The organism is Ruegeria sp. BHSC043, from assembly GCF_059612985.1.
In genome coordinates, this window is record NZ_JBXWRS010000001.1 from 20,091 (window position 1) to 39,439 (window position 19,349).

The 19,349-nt window shown below is 64.4% G+C and carries 18 protein-coding genes; 15 read left to right on the forward strand and 3 right to left on the reverse strand.

What is annotated here, in order from left to right; all coding sequences use genetic code 11:
• The 13 genes from AC2FMM_RS00110 (at window position 1) to AC2FMM_RS00170 (ending at window position 13,442) form a co-directional block, all read left to right on the forward strand.
• Complete coding sequence (locus tag AC2FMM_RS00110) at window positions 1-1,155, forward strand: carbohydrate ABC transporter permease (protein ID WP_496795451.1); 1,155 nt, start codon at window positions 1-3, stop codon at window positions 1,153-1,155.
• Between the two features lie 130 nt (window positions 1,156-1,285).
• Window positions 1,286-1,816 (forward strand): ester cyclase, encoded by a 531-nt coding sequence (locus AC2FMM_RS00115; protein ID WP_496795452.1) that lies wholly within the window; start codon window positions 1,286-1,288, stop codon window positions 1,814-1,816.
• Between the two features lie 11 nt (window positions 1,817-1,827).
• Window positions 1,828-3,156, forward strand: a complete 1,329-nt coding sequence (gene hisD, locus AC2FMM_RS00120) for a histidinol dehydrogenase (RefSeq protein ID WP_170361379.1) — start codon at window positions 1,828-1,830, stop codon at window positions 3,154-3,156.
• Window positions 3,153-4,205, forward strand: a complete 1,053-nt coding sequence (locus tag AC2FMM_RS00125) for an ester cyclase (RefSeq protein WP_496711557.1) — start codon at window positions 3,153-3,155, stop codon at window positions 4,203-4,205. Before hisD ends, AC2FMM_RS00125 begins: the two co-directional genes overlap by 4 nt.
• On the forward strand, window positions 4,205-4,969 hold the full coding sequence (locus AC2FMM_RS00130; RefSeq protein ID WP_496686721.1) for an SDR family NAD(P)-dependent oxidoreductase: 765 nt from the start codon (window positions 4,205-4,207) through the stop codon (window positions 4,967-4,969). The genes AC2FMM_RS00125 and AC2FMM_RS00130 overlap by 1 nt, the downstream gene beginning before the upstream one ends.
• The gene (locus tag AC2FMM_RS00135; RefSeq protein WP_496679113.1) at window positions 4,969-6,012 is read left to right on the forward strand and encodes a LacI family DNA-binding transcriptional regulator; all 1,044 of its coding nucleotides are present in this window, start codon (window positions 4,969-4,971) and stop codon (window positions 6,010-6,012) included. The genes AC2FMM_RS00130 and AC2FMM_RS00135 overlap by 1 nt, the downstream gene beginning before the upstream one ends.
• The gene (locus AC2FMM_RS00140) at window positions 6,009-6,998 is read left to right on the forward strand and encodes a nuclear transport factor 2 family protein (RefSeq protein WP_496686723.1); all 990 of its coding nucleotides are present in this window, start codon (window positions 6,009-6,011) and stop codon (window positions 6,996-6,998) included. Before AC2FMM_RS00135 ends, AC2FMM_RS00140 begins: the two co-directional genes overlap by 4 nt.
• 155 nt (window positions 6,999-7,153) lie before the next feature.
• The gene (locus AC2FMM_RS00145; protein WP_496795453.1) at window positions 7,154-8,116 is read left to right on the forward strand and encodes a cupin domain-containing protein; all 963 of its coding nucleotides are present in this window, start codon (window positions 7,154-7,156) and stop codon (window positions 8,114-8,116) included.
• Between the two features lie 16 nt (window positions 8,117-8,132).
• Window positions 8,133-9,257 (forward strand): cobalamin-independent methionine synthase II family protein, encoded by a 1,125-nt coding sequence (locus tag AC2FMM_RS00150; RefSeq protein ID WP_496686725.1) that lies wholly within the window; start codon window positions 8,133-8,135, stop codon window positions 9,255-9,257.
• Window positions 9,254-9,946 carry an alpha/beta fold hydrolase gene (locus AC2FMM_RS00155; protein WP_496795454.1) on the forward strand — a complete coding sequence of 231 codons (693 nt, stop codon included), beginning with the start codon at window positions 9,254-9,256 and terminating at the stop codon, window positions 9,944-9,946. Before AC2FMM_RS00150 ends, AC2FMM_RS00155 begins: the two co-directional genes overlap by 4 nt.
• Window positions 9,946-10,641 carry an RraA family protein gene (locus AC2FMM_RS00160; RefSeq protein WP_496711551.1) on the forward strand — a complete coding sequence of 232 codons (696 nt, stop codon included), beginning with the start codon at window positions 9,946-9,948 and terminating at the stop codon, window positions 10,639-10,641. The genes AC2FMM_RS00155 and AC2FMM_RS00160 overlap by 1 nt, the downstream gene beginning before the upstream one ends.
• Before the next feature lie 210 nt (window positions 10,642-10,851).
• Window positions 10,852-12,225, forward strand: coding sequence for a bifunctional enoyl-CoA hydratase/phosphate acetyltransferase (locus AC2FMM_RS00165; RefSeq protein ID WP_496795455.1), 1,374 nt, complete (start codon window positions 10,852-10,854; stop codon window positions 12,223-12,225).
• On the forward strand, window positions 12,222-13,442 hold the full coding sequence (locus AC2FMM_RS00170) for an acetate/propionate family kinase (protein WP_496795456.1): 1,221 nt from the start codon (window positions 12,222-12,224) through the stop codon (window positions 13,440-13,442). Before AC2FMM_RS00165 ends, AC2FMM_RS00170 begins: the two co-directional genes overlap by 4 nt.
• Window positions 13,443-13,672: 230 nt before the next feature.
• Here the strand turns inward: AC2FMM_RS00170 and gph are convergent, their stop codons facing one another.
• Window positions 13,673-14,332 (reverse strand): phosphoglycolate phosphatase, encoded by a 660-nt coding sequence (gph, locus tag AC2FMM_RS00175; RefSeq protein ID WP_496795457.1) that lies wholly within the window; start codon window positions 14,330-14,332, stop codon window positions 13,673-13,675.
• Window positions 14,333-14,541: 209 nt separating this feature from the next.
• On the opposite strand from gph, the gene hemP reads away from it, so the two are divergent.
• Window positions 14,542-14,709, forward strand: a complete 168-nt coding sequence (gene hemP, locus AC2FMM_RS00180; protein WP_005978533.1) for a hemin uptake protein HemP — start codon at window positions 14,542-14,544, stop codon at window positions 14,707-14,709.
• Complete coding sequence (locus AC2FMM_RS00185) at window positions 14,706-15,182, forward strand: hypothetical protein (protein WP_496742883.1); 477 nt, start codon at window positions 14,706-14,708, stop codon at window positions 15,180-15,182. Before hemP ends, AC2FMM_RS00185 begins: the two co-directional genes overlap by 4 nt.
• Before the next feature lie 42 nt (window positions 15,183-15,224).
• On the opposite strand, the gene AC2FMM_RS00190 is transcribed toward AC2FMM_RS00185, so the two are convergent.
• A complete protein-coding gene (locus tag AC2FMM_RS00190; protein ID WP_496795458.1) occupies window positions 15,225-18,290 on the reverse strand; it encodes an aminotransferase class III-fold pyridoxal phosphate-dependent enzyme in 3,066 nt (1,021 codons plus the stop codon).
• Window positions 18,291-18,393: 103 nt separating this feature from the next.
• Complete coding sequence (locus AC2FMM_RS00195; RefSeq protein ID WP_496686737.1) at window positions 18,394-19,266, reverse strand: NAD(P)-dependent oxidoreductase; 873 nt, start codon at window positions 19,264-19,266, stop codon at window positions 18,394-18,396.
• Between the last annotated feature and the right edge of the window lie 83 nt (window positions 19,267-19,349).

Sequence of the window (19,349 nt, forward strand, 5' to 3'; positions counted from 1 at the left end):
ATGTCCTCAAGCGCGCTTCGCCAACCGCTCGGTCTGCGGCTGACATCGAATTTCTGCCTGGCCTTCTGGTGCCTGGTGGCGGCCTTCCCGATCTTCTGGATCACGGTGATGAGCTTCAAGTCGCCGGTGGACGCATTCGACGGCAATGCGCTGAACGTGATCTTCGGTCCGGCTACGCTCGAGACCGGAAAGGGGATCTCGATCCTCGATATCCTGATGGGCATCGCAGTGCTGTGGGCCACCGCGCGCCTGGCCACCAAGACCCTGCCCGAAATGGTGAAGTCCTACACGCGGCCAGGGCAGGCCTGGTTCGGCTGGATCATCGGCGGGCTGGTTCTGGTGCTGGGTTTTCTGCTGGTGTTCTTCATTGTTCTGCCGGCCATTCTGAACGTGCTGAACCCACTGTTCGGCCCGCTGGGGCGCGACGTGTTGGGCCTGACGACCGAGCACTACAAGACCGTTTGGATCGACCGCGGCTTTTCCAACAACTTCAAGAACTCGCTGATCGTTACCGCGGGCGTCGTGACCGTGTCGCTGACAGTGGGCACGCTGGCGGGCTATGGGCTGGCGCGGTCCGGCTCGACGCTTGCGTTCTGGATCCTGATCGTCGCGTTGGTGTTCCGCGCGCTGCCGCACTCGGTTCTGGTGGCGGGCTATTTGCCGGTCTTCATCAACTCGGCCGAATGGCTGCGCCCGATCCTGGGGGAAAACGCGCCCACGCTATATGGCAAGCCCTTTGCCGTGATCGCGGTTCTGGTGGCGATCAACCAGCCCTTTACCATCTGGATGCTGCGGTCGTTCTTCCAGAACATCCCGGCCGAGCTGGACGAAGCCGCGCGCGTGGATGGCTGCAACCATTTCCAGGCCTTCCGTCGGGTGATCATGCCTGTGATGTGGCCGGGCGTCATCACTACCGGGCTGTTCAGCTTCCTGCTGGCCTACAACGACTTTCTGGTGACCTCGCTGCTGCTGGACGCGCAGAACCAGACCATGGTTCCCGCCATCGCCGGCATGTTCAACCGCGAAACCACCACCACCGACCAGGTCGTCGCCGTGGCCGCCGCCGTGTCGATCACCGCGCCGCTCTTCTTCCTGGTCATGATCTTCCAGCGCCAGATCGTCAGCGGACTGACCGCCGGCGCGGTCAAGGGCTGATGAGCCGCCGGTTCCGCCATAACGCCCTGACGCGCCACCCGGCGCTAAACAGGTTGCCAAGGGATTTTCCCGGGTTTGGGGGCATGCTCCCCCGATCCCCAATACCTGACAATCTGACAAGGACAAGACGATGAAAGGTTCCCGACCTGAACAAGCGGTTCTGACCCGCGACACCGACCTGACCAAGACCGAAGACACGCGCCGCGTGATCGAAGCCATGGTCGACGGCCTGAATGACCACCGCATCAACGACATTGGCGAGTTCTTCGCCGAAGGGTTCCGCTGGATGGGCAACCAAGGCTGCGGCACGAAGAACGGTCTGCAAGAGTTTCAGGACAACTGGCAGCGCCCCTTCCAGGCCGCGTTTTCCGACAAGGTCTGCATCGACGAGGCGCGGCTCTACATGGGCGAATGGGCCGCGGCCTTTGGCCGGCAGGAGGCGACCCATTCGGGTGAATTTCTGGGCATTCAGCCCACCGGCAAGCGGGTCGAGATCCGCTACATGGATTTCTGGAAAGTGGTCGACGGCAAGATCGTCGACAATTGGGTGAACGTCGACTTCGCCCATGTCGCCGCGCAGCTGGGCGTCGACCTCTTCCAGGGCCACGGCTGGGAAGCATATGACCGGGGCGAGAAAACTCCGCCCCGTCCAGACAACTGAGGATCAAGACAATGGCAATCGAGTATCTCAAACGCGGCAAGTCCGACGCAGACCGGGCCGAGGATGACGCCAAGACCCGCGCCGTGGTCGAGGCGACCCTGAAGGATATCGAAACCCGTGGCGACGCCGCCGTACGCGAGCTGAGCGAGAAGTTCGACAACTATTCGCCCGCCTCGTTCCGCCTGTCGCAACAGGAGATCGACGACCTGATCGCTCAGCTGTCAGACCGTGAGCTGGCCGACATCAAGTTCGCGCAGGAGCAGGTGATGAACTTTGCCCGCGCGCAACGCGCCTCGATGACCGATATCGAGGTCGAGACCCTGCCGGGCGTGATCCTGGGCCACAAGAACATCCCCGTGCAGTCGGTCGGGTGCTATGTGCCCGGCGGCAAGTTCCCGATGGTGGCTTCGGCTCATATGTCAGTGGCCACGGCCAGCGTTGCGGGTGTGCCGCGCATCATCGCCTGCACCCCTCCGTTCCAGGGCAAGCCGAATCCGGCGGTGATCGCCGCCATGCATCTGGGCGGCGCGCACGAGATCTATGTCATGGGCGGTATTCAGGCGATCGGCGCGATGGCGCTGGGTACCGAAACGATCGACCCGGTGCACATGCTGGTCGGCCCCGGCAACGCCTTCGTGGCCGAGGCCAAGCGCCAGCTGTTCGGCCGCGTCGGCATCGACCTGTTCGCCGGCCCGACCGAGACCATGGTGATCGCCGATGAAACCGTCGATGCCGAGATCTGCGCCACTGACCTGCTGGGGCAGGCCGAACACGGCTACAACTCGCCCGCGGTTCTGGTCACCAACTCGCGCAAGCTGGCCGAGGAGACGCTGTCCGAGATCGACCGCCTGCTGGGCATCCTGCCGACGGCTGACACCGCGCGGGTCAGCTGGCAGGATTATGGCGAGGTGATCCTGTGCGACAGCTATGACGAGATGCTGCAGGTCGCCGACGAGATCGCCTCGGAGCATGTTCAGGTGATGACCGATCGCGATGACTGGTTCCTGGACAACATGACCTGCTATGGCGCGCTGTTCCTGGGGCCGCGTACCAACGTGTCGAACGGTGACAAGGTGATCGGCACCAACCACACTCTGCCGACCAAGAAGGCCGGGCGTTATACCGGCGGCTTGTGGGTTGGCAAATTCCTGAAGACCCACAGCTATCAGAAAATCCTGACCGACGAGGCGGCAACCCTGATCGGCGAGTACGGCTCGCGTCTGTGTCTGCTGGAAGGGTTCGTGGGCCATGCCGAACAATGTAACGTACGGGTGCGCCGCTATGGCGGCATCAACGTGCCGTATGGCGCACCGGCCCCATACCGGGATGCCGCCGAATGAGTGACAAGCATACGCAGCACAAGGCGCTGATCGCGCCGCTTCGGGCGGCGATGTATGATTTCGACGAAGCCGGCGTGCGGGACGCGCTGGCGCAGGTGACCGCGCCTGACGCTCTGTTCCGCCTGTGCCATCCTTTCGGTGACAGCACCGGCAGCGAGGCGTTCTACGATCTGGCCTTCAAGGGCCTGCTGGATGCCTGGCCGGACCTCGAACGGCGCGACTATATCGTGATGGCCGGACCGGACGAGTTCGGCGCCGACTGGGTCGGCTGCGGCGGCTACTATACCGGAACCTTCACCGGTCCGTGGCTGGACATCCCGCCCACCGGCCATCAGGTGACCATGCGGTTTCACGAGTTCTACCGGTTCGAGAACGGCCGGATCGTAGAAATGCAGGCCCTGTGGGACATCCCCGAGGTAATGATGCAGGCCCGCGCATGGCCGATGGCGCCCAGCCTGGGACGCGAATGGCATGTGCCCGGCCCGGCCACGCAGGACGGTCTGGTGCCGGGGCCCTACGACGCCGACAAGGGCCGCGCCACCTGCCAGCACATCATCGACATGCTGGAACATCTGAAAAAGCACCCCTCGCAGGGCGGGCCCGAGGTGATGGAGATGGAGCGGTTCTGGCATCCGCGCATGAACTGGTACGGGCCTTCGGGCATCGGCACCGGGCGCGGCTATGCCGGGTTCCGTAATTGGCACCAGATCCCGTTCCTGAACGGAATGCCGGATCGCGGGCAATATGTCGACGACATCACCTATCATTTCTTCGGCGATGGCGACTATGCGGCAGTGACGGGCTGGCCCAACATGATCCAGACCGTCACCCATGACGGGTGGATGGGCATCGCGCCTTCGGGCAAGCGGATCACCATGCGCAGCCTCGATTTCTGGCGGCTGGAGAACGGACGGATCCGCGAAAACTGGGTTCTGGTCGATCTTCTGGACGCCTATGCGCAGCTTGGCGTTGACGTCTTTGCCCGCCTGCGGGAATTCAACAAGGCCCGGAACCTGGGCCGCATTGAAACCCCGGATGGAATGAGCTGATGACCCAACTGCCCCGCACCCCTTCGTTCTCGCTGAGCGGCAAGACCGCGTTGGTCACCGGCGCATCTTCGGGCATCGGATTGGGGTGCGCTGTCGCCCTGGCCGAGGCCGGCGCGCATGTGGTCTGCGCCGCGCGCGGGGCCGAGCGGCTGAACGAAGCGGTGTCCGCCCTGCAGGCGCAGGGCTGGTCGGCCGAGGGGCGGGTGCTGGATCAGAGCGACCTGACCGCGTTGCAGGCGCTGTTCGCCGCGCAAGCCTTTGACGTGGTGGTGAACTCGGCCGGGACCGCGCGGCACGGGCCAGCCGTCGAAACCACGCCCGAGGATTTCGACGCGGTCACGAGTGTCAATCTGCGCTCGGCCTATTTCCTTTCGGCCTATGCCGCCAAGGCGCTGATGGCGGCCGGGCGGCCTGGTTCGATCATCCATATCTCCAGTCAGATGGGCCATGTCGGCGGCATCGACCGGGCGCTGTATTGCGCGACCAAGCACGGGCTGGAAGGCATGGTCAAGGCGATGGCGATCGAATGGGGCAAGCAGGGCGTCCGCATCAACACGGTCTGCCCGACCTTCATCCGAACCCCGCTGACGCAATCGACCTTCGACAACCCCGAACGCGCGGCCTGGATCATGGACAAGATCAAGCTGAACCGCGTAGGCGAGGTCGAGGACATCATGGGCGCGGTTCTCTATCTTGCGTCCGACGCCTCGGGGCTGGTCACCGGCACGTCGATGCTGATCGACGGCGGATGGACGGCAGACTGATGGCTGACAAGGTCACATCGCTTCAGGTCGCGCAACTGGCCGGCGTCAGCCAGTCGGCGGTCAGCCGGGTGTTCACGCCCGGCGCTTCGGTCAGCAAGAAGACCGAGGAAAAGGTGCGCAAGGCGGCGGCCGAACTGGGCTATCGTCCCAACGTGCTGGCCCGGGCGATGGTGTCGGGCAAAAGCCGGATCATCGGCCTGGTGGTCGGCTACCTGGACAACTACTTCTATCCCGAGGCGTTGGAGAAACTGTCGAACCGCCTGCAAGAGCATGGCTATCACGTGCTGATCTTCATGGCCTCGCGCTCGGCCGGAAACATCGACGACGTGATGGAAGAGATCCTCGATTATCAGGTGGACGGGGTCATTCTGGCCTCGGTGCCGATGTCGTCGGATATCGCCACCCGCTGCCAGCAGGCGGGCGTTCCGGTGGTGCTGTTCAACCGCAGCCAGGATATCGAGGGCATCACCACCGTGACCTCGGACAACTATGCCGGCGGCCGCAAGGTGGCCGAGTTTCTACTGGCGGGCGGGCACCAGCGCATCGCCTACATCGCGGGCTGGCAGGGTGCTTCGACCCAGCGCGACCGCGAGGCGGGATTCCGCGCCGCGCTGGCCGCCGCCGGCCAAAGCCTGTTTGCCCATGACACTGGCGATTTCCACACCGAAAACGCCCGGCAAGCCGCCCGCCGCATGTTCGACGTGGCGCCCGAGGCGCGCCCGGATGCCGTGTTCGTGGCCAATGACCACATGGCGCTGGCGGTGATGGACGTAATCCGGTTCGAACTGGGCCTGCGCATCCCCGAGGATGTCTCGGTCATCGGCTACGACGATGTGCCGCCCGCTGGCTGGCCGGCCTACAACCTGACCACGATCCGTCAGCGCGCCAACCTGATGGTGGCCGAAACGGTGACCGCTTTGCTTGATCACATTGAAAACCCAAAGGACGCCGCCCCCCGCAAGGTTGCCATCGACGGACCTCTCGTCGTGCGGACCTCGGCGCGGCTGCCCAAGGGGTGGACCCCCAAAAGGACTGACTCATGAAAGGCTTCGATCCCAAGTTCAAGGATTTCCCTGACTATATCATCGGCATCACCAAGGAGATCTGGGAAGACCGCGGCATCGCCACGCTGCACGACTATTACAGCCCCGACATCGTGGTGCGGTCGCCCGCCTCAGTGGTGCTGGGCAACCAGAACGTCATCGGCGCCACGATGGCGACCCTGGCCGAGTTTCCAGACCGGCAGCTGCTGGGCGAGGACGTTATCTGGTCGGGCACGCCCGAGGACGGCATGCTGAGCTCGCACCGGATCATCTCGACCGCCACGCATCTGGGCGACGGGGTCTATGGCAAGGCCACGGGGACCAAGCTGCGCTATCGGATTCTGGCCGACTGCCACGCGATCGACAACCAGATCAACGATGAATGGCTGATCCGCGATCAGGGCGCGATCGTGCGCCAGATGGGTTGGGACCCCAAGGAATACGCTGCCGACCTCATCGCGCGCGAAGGCGGGCCGCAGAACTGCGTCAAACCCCTGTCGCCCGACACCGACCAGCCAGGCCCTTACACGGGCAGTGGCAACGACAACGAGTGGGGCCAGCGCTATGCCGACATCCTGACCCGGATCATGGGCGCCGACATGGGCGTGATCGGGGCCGAATACGACCGCGCGGTGCAGTCCGAATATGTCGGCGGCCTGACGGGGCACGGCTGGGATGCGGTGGACCGGTTCTGGATGGGGCTGCGCGCCAGTTTCCCCAATGCGGAGTTCCGCATCGAGCACCAGATCGGCCGCGACGATCCCAACATGCCGCCCCGTGCCGCGATCCGCTGGAGCCTGTGGGGCAAGCATGAGGGCTGGGGCGTGTTCGGCGTTCCGACCGGGGCGCAGGTCTATGTGCTGGGCATCAGCCATGCCGAGTTCGGCGCGTTGATCACCGGCCAACCCAGGCTGCGCCGCGAATACACGCTGTTCGATGAAACCGCCGTGTGGAAGCAGATCCTGCTGCAGACGGGCGAGGCCTGATGCTCAGACCGTGGCCATACCGGCTGAACCACAGCCAGGCTGCGCGACGGTTCCATGCCCATCGCGCCTCGCTGCGGGCGCGGCGTCTGAACCTGCGGCCACCGGGTTGAACGGAGTCTCTTCCCATCGTTCAACCCAATCACAGGAGCCCAAAAATGACCCAGCTTGAAACCCGCATCGTCCGCTATGGCGAACTCAAGCCCTGCAAGACCGCCTTCATCGACGCCCACACGCCCGGCTCGGATCAGAAGGAGAATTTCACCATCATCGGCGGCGGCGTCTCGGAAAGCCCCGATCAGCATGTCCACATCCGCGACACGCCCGGCTTCAACATCGGCGCCGCGGGCCAGCCGCCCAAATGCCGCAACTCGCTGCACAGCCATACCACCGCCGAGGTGTTCTTTGTCCTCAAGGGGCGGTGGCGCTTCTTCTGGGGCCGCTGGGGCGACGCCGGTGAGGTCGTGCTGGAGGAAGGCGACATCTTCAACATTCCCACCGGTATCTTCCGCGGCTTTGAAAATATCGGCACAGATTACGGGATGATTATGGCCATCCTGGGGGGCGATGATGCCGGCGGCGGGGTGACCTGGGCGCCGCAGGTCATTCAGGATGCCTCGGCCCATGGTCTGGTGCTGGGCGAAAACGGGGTGCTGTACGACACCAAGAAGGGCGAAAACCTGCCCGACGGTGTCGAACCCATGCCTTTGTTGACCGAGGAGCAACTCAAGGCCTTCCCCGAGGTTCCGGTGCAGAACGTGGTGCGCGACTATGTGGCCCGCTACTGGGACCTGATGGCGCTGGCCGCCAAGGCACCGGCCAGGGTGATCGGCCCCGACGCCCTGCTGAAGGACCGCCCCGGTTTCGAGGTCGAATTCCTGACCCGTGGTTCGTTGGGGGCAGAGAGGGTCACGCCCGAGAAGCACACCGTACTTATGCCAGTGCGCGGCCACTGGCTGCTGCGTACCGACGAGGCCGAGGCGATCCTGAATCCCGGCGACACCTGCCTGCTGAACCCGGGCGAGGCCTATACGCTTGAGCCGTCGATGACCGGCGAGGCCAGCCTGTATCGCGTCGTGGCCACCGATGATCCGGCCGGCGCAACCTGGACCGGCCAGTAACGAAAGGAGAGCCCGCATGACACGGATACTGACAACCCATGTGGGCTCGTTGCCCCGCACGCAGGAGGTGGTGGATTTCATCTTCGCCCGCGAACGGGGCGAACCCTATGATGCCGCCGCCTTCGATGCCTGCATGACCCGGGCCGTTTCCGAAACGGTGCGCAAGCAGGTCGAGGCGGGGGTAGATATCGTCAGCGACGGCGAGACCTCCAAGATCTCGTACGCGACCTATGTCAAGGATCGCTACACCGGCTTTTCCGGGGACAGCCCGCGCAACGCGCCCGCCGACCTGAAGATGTTCCCCAGCTTTCTGCAACGGCTGGCGGATGAGGGCGGCACCCCGCAATACGCCCGTCCGCAATGCACGGGCGAGGTGCGGTCCAAGGGGCAGGATGAGCTGAACAAGGACATCGCCAATCTGAAATCGGCCATGGCGCAGCACGGGGTCGAGCGTGGGTTCATGAACGCAGCCTCGCCGGGCGTGATCTCGCTGTTCCTGCAGAACGCGCATTACCCCACGCGCGAGGCATATCTCGCCGCGCTGGCCGATGCGATGAAGGACGAATACGAAACCATCGTGGCCGCCGGGCTAGATCTGCAGCTCGATTGCCCCGACCTGGCCCTGTCGCGCCACATGCTGTTCACCGACCTGTCGGATGATGAGTTCGTCAAGGTCGCCAACCTGCATGTCGAAGCGCTAAACCACGCCCTGCAGAACGTACCACAGGACCGCGTGCGCGTGCATATCTGCTGGGGCAACTACGAAGGCCCGCATTGCTGCGACATCGCCATGGACAAGGTGTTCTCGACGCTGATGGCGACCAGGTCACGCTATGTCCTGTTCGAAACCTCGAACCCGCGCCACGCCCATGAATGGACCGTGTTCCGAGACCGCAGGGCCGAGATCCCCGACGACAAGATCCTGGTGCCGGGGGTCGTGGACACCACCACCAATTTTGTCGAACACCCCGAACTGGTCGCGCAGCGGATCCGCCGCTTCACCGAGGTCGTGGGCGCCGACCGCGTGATCGCCGGCAGCGATTGCGGGTTCGGCACCTTCGCCGGGTTCGGGGCCGTCGATCCGCAGATCGCCTATGCCAAACTGGCCGCCCTGGCCGAGGGGGCGGCGCTGGTCAAATGACCCCGCTGGTTTTGCTGCCCGGCATGATGTGCGACGCGCGCCTGTTCGCCCCGCAGATCGCGGCGCTGTCGGGCACAACCCCGCTGATCAGCGTGCCGCTGACGGGCCATGACAGTGTTGAGGCGCTGGCCGCCGATGTGCTGGCCTGCGCCCCCGGCCGGTTTGCGCTGGCCGGCCTGTCCATGGGCGGCATCGTCGCGATGGAGGTCCTGCGTCAGGCGCCGGACCGGGTCGCGCGGTTGGCGCTGCTCGACACCAACCCGCTGGACGAACGGCCCGAAGTCAAGGCCCGTCGCATCCCCCAGATGGCGGCGGTCGAACGGGGCGAGCTGTGGCGCGTGATGCGCGACGAGATGAAGCCGAACTATTTGGCCGATGGCCCGCGTCAAGGCGCGATTCTCGATCTGTGCATGGCCATGGCGATGGATCTTGGCCCGGATGTCTTTCTGCGCCAGTCCCGCGCCCTGATGGATCGCCCGGTTCAGACCGAGACGCTGCGGTCTTTCGTAGGACCGTCGCTGGTTCTGTGCGGGCGGCAGGATGGGTTATGCCCGGTCGAGCGGCACGAGCTGATGCACGGTCTGCTGCCCAACGGCACGCTGTCGGTGATCGAGGGCGCGGGGCATCTGCCGACGCTCGAGCAACCCGACGAAACAACGGCGGCCCTGCGCCGCTGGCTGGAGGAATGATGACACCGTCCCTTTTGACCCTGCTGCGCCAGGTCGACACCCCCACCGTCTGCAACGCGATCGAGTTCGCACAGGGCAAGCGCGGCTTTGACGGGTTCACGCGCGGCACCATGGTGTGTTCGGCCCCGACCGAGCCGCCGGTCGTGGGCTTTGCCCGCACCGCAAAAATCGCCGCGGTGCATCCGCCGACCGAGGCGCCCGAGGTCATCCGCCAGCGCCGGATGGCCTATTATGAGTACATGGCAGCGGCCCCGTCGCCTTCGGTCGCGGTGATCGAAGACCTCGACTTTCCCGATTGCATCGGCGCCTATTGGGGCGAAATCAACACCACGGTCCACAAAGGGTTCGGCCTGTCAGGAGCGTTGACCAACGGCGTTATGCGCGATCTAGGTGACTTGCCGGCGGGCTTTCCAGTGATTGCGGGATCGATTGGCCCCAGCCATGGCTTTGTCCACGTCCGCGAGATCGACACGCCGGTTTCCATTTTCGGCCTGACGGTCCGGCCCGGCGACTTGGTGCATGCGGATCGTCACGGCGCGGTGGTCGTGCCCGCCGAAGTCATCGACCGGCTGGAGGACGCCATCGGGCGCTTGATTCAAACCGAACGCATCGTTCTGGATGCAGCCTGCCAACCGGGCTTCGATTTCGAAGCCTTTCAGCAGGCGTGGGCCGCGTTCGAAAAGTCGCGGGTCTGAAACCAACCGCCCGCGGCGGACCATGGCCCGTCGGGTTCTGCCGATATTCTGACGGTTTGCCGGAAGACGACGCGCGTCGGGCGGTGTAGATCGGGAAAGGTTGGACTTTTCCACCGCATTCCCTCAGGGTCCGGTCGGAAACACCGCGGGCGCCGTTGACGGCGGCTTACACCGCATTTCACACCGGACCGGCGCAGCAGAGAGCATCAGATGCGATACGACACCAAGCCCTATGACGAGATCCAGGTCGGAGAGACCGCCGAACTCGAACGCGTGTGCAGCGATGACGATCTGTTGGCTTTTGCCGCGGCCTGCGGCGATCACGGCGCGTTGCATTCCGCCTTGCCCGAAAGCGGCAATCTGGTTGCGTCTCCGGCCTTTGTCGGCGGGCTGGTTTCGGCGGTCGTGGGCAATCTTTTGCCCGGCTTGGGTGCGGTTCAGAAATCCTGCACCTTCGACCTGGCGACGCCCGCCGCCGCAGGAGACGCGTTGCTGGCCCGAGCGACCGTGGCCGAAAAGCGCCCGAACCGCGAGGTGCTGCTGGAGGTCGCCGTGACTCGTCCGAGCGATGGCACCTTGATCCTGTCAGGCCAGGTCGTGGCGGTCGCGCCGGACCGCCCCGTGCCGGTCGACGGGATCGAAACGCCAAGAGTTGTCGTTCTGCGTCACCGTCACTTCGATGCGTTGGTGCAGAAATCCCGGCCGCTCGACCCCATTCCGACGGCGGTTGCCGCCCCCGAGGACGCCAATTCGTTGGGCGGGGCCATGCTGGCGGCGCGCGAAACGATCATCCATCCCATTCTGGTCGGCGACCCGGCCAAGATCCGTGCGGCCGCGCAAGAGCTTGGCGTCACGCTGAACGGCGTCGAGATCGTCGAGGCCACCTCGCATGCCCATGCGGCCAGCCTGGCTGTTGACCTGGTGGCGGATGGCCGCGCCCGGGCGCTGATGAAAGGTCATCTTCATACCGACGATCTGTTGCGGGCGGCCCTTCGGCGCGAGCGCGGCCTGCGGGCTGGACGGCGCTTCACGCATGTCTTCGTCATGGATGTGCCGGGCCAGCCGCACCCGATCCTGATCACCGATGCGGCGATCAACATCGCGCCGGATCTGGAGACCAAAGTGGACATCACCCAGAACGCAATCGACCTTGCCAGGTCGCTGGGCTTCGCCACGCCCAAGGTGGCCGTGCTTTCGGCGGTCGAGACGGTGAATCCTGCGATTCCGTCCTCGGTCGACGCGGCGCTGCTGTCGAAGATGGCGGACCGCGGGCAGATCACGGGTGGTCTGGTCGAGGGGCCGTTGGCCATGGACAACGCCGTCAGCCTGGACGCGGCCCGCACCAAGGGCATCATGTCGCCGGTGGCCGGGCAGGCCGAGATCCTGGTCGTGCCCAATCTGGATGCGGGGAACATGCTGGCCAAGCAACTGGCCTATGTCGCCAACGGAAAAGCCGCCGGGGTCGTTTTGGGTGCCCGGGTGCCGATCATTCTCAACAGCAGGTCCGACGACGACAAGGCCCGTTTGGCATCATGCGCCATCGCCGCCCTGCATGCGGCCCGGACCAGAGGCGTTGTCACATGAGCCATGTGGTCACCCTGAACGCCGGCTCGTCTTCGCTGAAATTCAGCCTGTTCACGCTGCACAAGGATGACCCGGTGGCGATCTGCACCGGCGCGGTCGAGCGCATCGGTAGCCCCGAGCCGACCATCGCAGCCAAGACATCGGATGGCCGGGTCCTCGGAGGCGACGAGGTCGGGCCCATCGCGGATCACATGGCGGCGATGAACCGGGTTCTGGATCTGTTGACCCAATGGTTTCCAAAGGCCGAAATCGTGGCCGTCGGGCATCGTATCGTCCATGGCGGACCAAAGCATGATCGCCCAATTCAGCTGACACCAGACAGCCTGCGCGCGCTGGAAGATCTGGCGCCCTTCGCGCCGCTGCATCAACCCTACAACCTGCAAGGGGTGCGCGCCGCGATCGAGCGTTTTCCCCAGGCAGTTCAGGTCGCCTGTTTCGACACGGCTTTTCACCGCCACCATCCGTGGGTGAACGATACCTTTGCACTGCCGACCGAATATTACGACATGGGCGTGCGGCGCTATGGGTTCCACGGGCTCAGCTATGAATACATCGCGGACCATCTGGCCAAGACCGCGCCTCTTTTGCATGGGGGGCGGGTGATCGTGGCCCATCTGGGCAATGGCGCGTCGATGTGCGGCTTGATCCATGGGCGTTCGGTGGGGTCCAGCATGGGCTTTACGGCTCTGGACGGCCTGCCCATGGGGACCCGCTGCGGCCAGCTTGACCCGGGCGTTGTGCTGTATCTGATGCAGCAGAAAGGCATGACTGCGGACGAAATCACCGAGTTGCTGTATTGCAAGTCGGGTCTGCTTGGCCTGTCCGGCCTGTCCAACGACATGCGCACGCTCGAGCAGGCGGATACCGGGGCCGCGCGCCGCGCCATCAGCTATTTCAACTTTCGCGCCCGGCGCGAGATGGGCGCCCTGGCCGCAGTTCTGGGCGGGCTGGATGCGGTGGTGTTCACCGGCGGGATCGGCGAAAATTCGGCGCTGGTCCGTGAACGCATCTGCGTCAACATGGGCTGGCTGGGAATCGAACTGGACCATGACGCCAATACCGAGCATGTGCGGATAATTTCGACGCCCTTGTCGCGGGTTCAAGTCATGGTGATTCCCACCAACGAAGAATTGGTGATCGCCCGTGCAGCCGCGCGGTTCGTCTATCCTCACATGTACGAGGCACTTTTAGATAAAGCAGCGGCCGGGACAGTCTGAATCGACGCGTCAAACGCAATCAAAACGCCTTGGAGCGTCAAAAAAATGTCGGGACTACGGGAAACCCCCAATTTTGGCGGGGCTGCGCTTGGGCTAGTTTCTGATTAACCAAGGTTGAACTTGGCCTACCACTTTCCCCGCGAGGGGCTGGCTACCTACCCCCTCGGCCGGCCCCTCGAAATTCTTGACGATCGCGATCTGATTGTGCCCCAGGGTTGGGCTTGTTCGGACTACGCCGTGAGTTGCGACTGGATCAGTTGGGGCAGGTCGAGAAATTCGTCAAACGTGGAATGATGCGGGATCCGAGCGACTGGCGATTTCCGGTAGCCGCGGGAAAACAGCAGAAACGGCACGTTTGCCCTCTGCGCGGTTTCCGCATCAACCTCGCTGTCGCCGACGAATATTCTGACCGGATGCTGGCCCAAAGCGTCGAATGCGGCGTTCAGATGATCGGGGTCGGGCTTGCGCACGGGCAAGCTGTCACCGCCGATCACCGCGTCGAAGTAGGGCTCCAGATTCAGCGCCTGCAGAATGTGTCGTGCCGGTGCCTCGGGCTTGTTGGTGCACAGACCCAAGGACATGCCCGCCTGCCGTAGGGCTTCCAACGCCTCTTGCACCCCTGGATAGGAACGCGTCCGTGAGCTGGACGCGTTTGTATAGTGGCGCAGGGTCGCCTGGGTCAGTTTACCGTGCCTGTTCATGTCCATGTCGCAATGAACCATCACCCGCTCTACCAGCTTGGGCAGGCCATTGCCGACGAATCCTCGGATCGTTTCTTCGGGCAGGGGCGCAAGGCCCTGATCGGCCAGCATCCGGTTTGCCGCCGCCGCGATGTCGGCCAGGCTGTCCACCAGCGTGCCGTCCAGATCAAACACGATTGCCGCCGTCATCCTTGTCCCTTCCGTCGGTCATCCGCCCCGGCCTAGCGGGCCTGCCGATGGGGCGCAACGGTTCGGTTGAAAAACCGGCTCTTGACATACCTTAGTATTTTTATCAGATTAAGAGCGTAAACGCATAGCCAACCCGGCGCCGGGCCAGCCAAATCCATGAAAACCGAACGGAAAAGGCGCTTTGCCTGAACACAACCGGAGATGACCCGATGAACGCGCAGAACCCGAATCCGACCCAAGCCTATGCCGTTTCGATGCTGCCGGCCCACAAGGCCGAGGATCTGACCCAGGGCGGCAACCTGGCCCATATCGAGCTGGGCGACCAACTTTACACCCTGCGCATCACCCGCGCGGGCAAATTGATCTTGACGAAATGAGCGGCGCATCCACCCGGGGCGGCGCCCCGGTCGGGCGGCTGGCGGATCTGACTCCGATCGAGGCTGGCGCCGTCATGTATCTGCGGATGTGGAGTGACGGTGCCGCCGGCCGTGCCGACGCGGCGCATGATTTCGACGTCGCGCTGGGCGCCGATCATGGGCAGCTGGCTATGCTGGCGCTGGATCGTCTGTGCAGCCTGTGCGCCCATCACGGCCGCCGCCCCCTGATCCGGCACGAGTTGGGTTGCGCCTGTCTAGGCGCGGACGAAAGCTGTTTCGCGCAGATGATCGCCGCGGCCTCGGAAGGGGCGCGCGAGGATGCGATGATGCTGGCGGCCTTGATCGTACGCCCCGATTTCGCACCCGCGCTGGCGTCGCTGTCCGAACAGTTCGGGCTGGCTCTGCGGCGTATGACTGCGGACTTCCCGCTACCGTCCACCGGCCATCAGATCCCCTCGGCCGTGCTGCATTGACAGCGCGGTCAACTGCCTGGCCGAATCCGGCCGGGGCGTATCTTAGCAGCAGCCGCACCCTTCATGGTGATGGGTGTGGTTACAAACCGGGGCAGGGGCATAGTCGCCCACCTCGGCCAACACAGACCGCAGCGCCCACAGGATCATGTCCACATCCTCGGCCTCGATGGTCAGAGGCGGGCGGATCTTCAGAATGTTGTCCTTCGGCCCCTCGCTGCCGATCAGGATGCGGTGGTCCCGCATGCGGTTCTTGACGTATCGGCAGATCTCGGTGCCTTCCGAGCCGTCGGGGTTGATCAGTTCGACCCCAAGAAACAGGCCCATGCCCCGCACGTCGCCTACGCAAGCGAACTCGGCCTCGATCGCGCGCAGACCATCCATCAGCCGTGCGCCCATCACGCGGGCATTCTCCTGGAGGCCCTCGTCATCGACGATGTCCAGCACCTCTTTGCCGATCCGGCAGGACAGGGTCGAGCCGCCGAAGGTCGAGAAGAACTCGATCCCGTTGTCGAAACTGTCGGCGATCTCGCGCGTGGTGGCCAGCACGCCCAGAGGGTGGCCGTTGCCGATGGGCTTGCCCAGAACCACGATGTCGGGCGACGCCCCCTGATGCTCGAAGCCGAAGTAGTACTCGCCCAACCGGCCTAGGCCTGTCTGCACCTCGTCGGCGATGCATACGCCGCCGGCGGTGCGGATTTTTTCGTAAACCGCCGGAAGATAGCCCTTGGGCGGGATGATCTGCCCCCCAACTGAGGGGAAGGTCTCGGCGATGAACCCGGCCACCCCGTGCCCCTTGCGCTGAAGGGCGGCAATCGCGTCGTCCACAAGGTCGGCATATTTGCGCGCGCGGTCGGGGTCGTCGCGTTTGAACCGGCCGCGATAATCGTCGGCCACCTCGACCAGTTCGACCCAATCGGCCTGACCCACGCCGCCGGGCTTGTTGAACTTGTAGGCCGAAATGGCCACCGCCGCATTGGTGTTGCCGTGATAGCCGTGATCGGGCGTCACCATACCTTTGGCCCCGCTATGCGCCCGGGCAAGGCGCAGGGCCAGCTCGTTGGCCTCGGTGCCCGAGTTGACGAAGAAGCACACCTGCAGGTGATCGGGCAGCTTCGACAGCAGCTTGTCGGCAAATTCCACCTGCGCGGGGTGCAGATAGCGGGTGTTCGAATTCATCCGCTTCAACTGATCCACCGCGACGGCCTGAATGCGCGGATGCGCGTGCCCCACATGCGGCACATTGTTGTAGGCATCCAGATAGGGCCGCCCCCATTCGTCGAACAGGTGATGTTTCCACCCACGCACCAGCATCACCGGGTCGTCATAGGTCAGGCTCAGGTTGCCGCCGAAATGCGCCCGCCGTTTGTTCAGGATCTCGGCCTTGTCGGTCGGGTGATAGTATACCTTCTCGTCCGGCAGGTTCAGCAGGGCCGCCGGGTTCGGGCAGACCGCATGCCACAGGTCCAGCTCGTCCGGGTCAGCGACACCGGGCCAGTCGGCCTGCATGCCGGCCGTGGTCAGGGCCAGCTGGAAATGCACATGCGGCGCCCAGCCGCCGTTCTGGCCAGCATCGCCCAGCCGGGCGAACGCCGCCCCCTGCGCCACCGGATCGCCGGGTTTCAACCGGTCACAGACCTCGGGATCCAGATGTCCATATAGCGTATAAAACGCGTCACCCTCGGGGGTTTCGTGATGCAGGATCACCACGCCGCCATAGTCCAGATGGTTCGCCCGGTTCTCGACCGCCTCGACCCGACCGCTCAGCGGCGCCAGCAAAGGCGTCCCCGCCGGAGCAAACACATCCACCGCCAGATGTACCGTGCGCCGGTCCGACGCCTTCCAAGGGCCCTTGCGGAACGTCGGCTCGGCATAGATCAGGCGCGGTTCGTTGTAATAGCCCAGCCACAACCCGTCGCCGAATTCCGCGCCCACCCGCGCGGCCTCGTCCAGCGGCATGTGAAACGGGTTCTGCGGCCAGGTCGAGTTTTCGACCGACAGCGAACCCATCGGAACGTTCGACAGATCCTGTCCCAACAGCTGCGCAAACTGACCACGATGTTCGGACAGGTACGCGTGAATGCGCTCGGCCCCGTCGGTGACGGGCAGCCCGCAGGCCGCCCGCAGCCGCGCCGGCATCAGCTCGCCATTGACCGAACCATCCTCGAGGAACCGCCAGGCCGGTGCCTGGCTGATGGTCACATACGGGTCGTCCGGGTTTTCAGCGGCCATCAGCGTGGAATTGACGACCGACACGGCCAGCCGCATCCGCAGCAGAGGCCAGATCAGGTCCACTTCCTGCGGGCGCAGTCGGTTTGCGGCGTGATAGCCCCTCACCAGCGCAACCAGTGCCCGTTCGGGGTGCGGGTGATCCAGCACCACATACGCCCCGGCGATCGCCAGTTCGCACACCCGCGGCGCGGCGCACATGTCGCCCAGATCGATCAGGCCCGAAACCTGACGGCGCTCCGACAGCTCTCCTTCGACCAAGATGTTGTAGTCATTCACGTCATTGTGGAGGGCTTGCCGGGGCAGCGTCGCCAGCATGTTTGAGACGGCATCGAACTGTGTACAAATCTCGCGCAGAAGGGCTGCACGATCCGGGTCGGCAACCGCATCTAATTTGTCAGCGATCCAGCCAGCCTGGGTCAGGTCCCATTTGAAATCCGGCCGCTCCAGGCCGGGATGCGAAAACCGCTCCAGCGCCCGATCGGTCGCCCCCAATACCCGGCCCAGTTTCAGGATCAGGTCCTCGGTTTTCGGCGCCGCCTTGGCATAGCACCGGCCCGGCAGCCGCTCCAACAGCCACGCCAGCCGAGGCCGTCCCGCGTCGTCGTCGATCTGCGGCAACAAGCTACCGTCCAGACCGGGGATCACCTTGGGAAACGGTAGCCCGGGGGCCTCGGCCGCGATATGCTCCAACGCCGTGATCTGTAGATCCACCAGCTGCGGGTCGCATTCGGCCCGCATGACCTTCAGAACATAGTCCTGCCCATTGGTGGCCTGAACTAGGAAATTCAGGTCATACTCGCCATCCAGCCGCGAGAGCCGGGCGTCCAGCCCCCAGACCCGCCGCAGCGCGACCGCCCAAAAAGCACTGACATCATTCATTCGAAATTCCGCCCCGCGCCCGCCGGAGCCCTTTTCATCTGGCCAATAATATCCTCAGGGGGAATCGCGCCTTGGCGCGATAGGGGGCAGACAGCCCCCCGCGTTACCCCATGGCCCGCAGGCGCTTGATCAACGACGAGGTGTCCCAGCGGCTACCGCCCATCTTCTGCACATCCTTGTAGAACTGATCGACCAGCGCAGTCACCGGCAGCGATGCCCCGGTCTCGTCCGCCGTGTCCAGGCAGATGCCAAGGTCCTTGCGCATCCAGTCCACCGCAAAGCCGTGGTCGAAATGGTCGTCCAGCATGGTCTCGTATCGGTTCGACATCTGCCAGCTTCCGGCGGCACCCTGGCTGATCACCTCAACCACCGCGCGCCCGTCCAGCCCGGCCTTCTCGGCGAAATGCAGCGCTTCGCTCAGCCCCTGCACCAGCCCTGCGATGGCGATCTGGTTGCACATCTTGGTCATCTGGCCCGCGCCGCTGTCCCCGATACGGCGGCAGATCTTCGCATAGACCTGCATCACCGGCTCGGCCCGGTCATAGGCTGCCTGATCGCCGCCGCACATGATCGACAGAACCCCATTTTCGGCCCCGGCCTGGCCGCCCGAGATCGGCGCATCGACAAAGGAGATACCGCGGGCCTTGGCCGCGGCGTACAGCTCGCGTGTGACCTTGGCCGAAACGGTGGTGTGGTCAATGAAAACCGAGCCTTCCGCCATGCCTTCGAACGCGCCGTCCTCGCCGGTGCAGACCATGCGCAGATCGTCGTCGTTGCCGACGCAGGCCATCACGAACTCGGCCCCTTCGGCGGCATCGCGCGGCGTGGTCGCCATCTGGCCACCATGCTGCGACACCCATTGCTCCGCCTTGGCCGCGGTGCGGTTGTAGACGGTCACTTCATGCCCGGCCGCCTGCAGATGCCCGGCCATCGGATAGCCCATGACGCCAAGGCCAAGGAATGCAACTTTTGCCATTTTCGAGATCCTCCCTGTGACCGGTCCGGGGCAGAGAACGCCCGCTGGCCGGATTGTTCGTCAAAGACAAAGCAAAGCCGCGC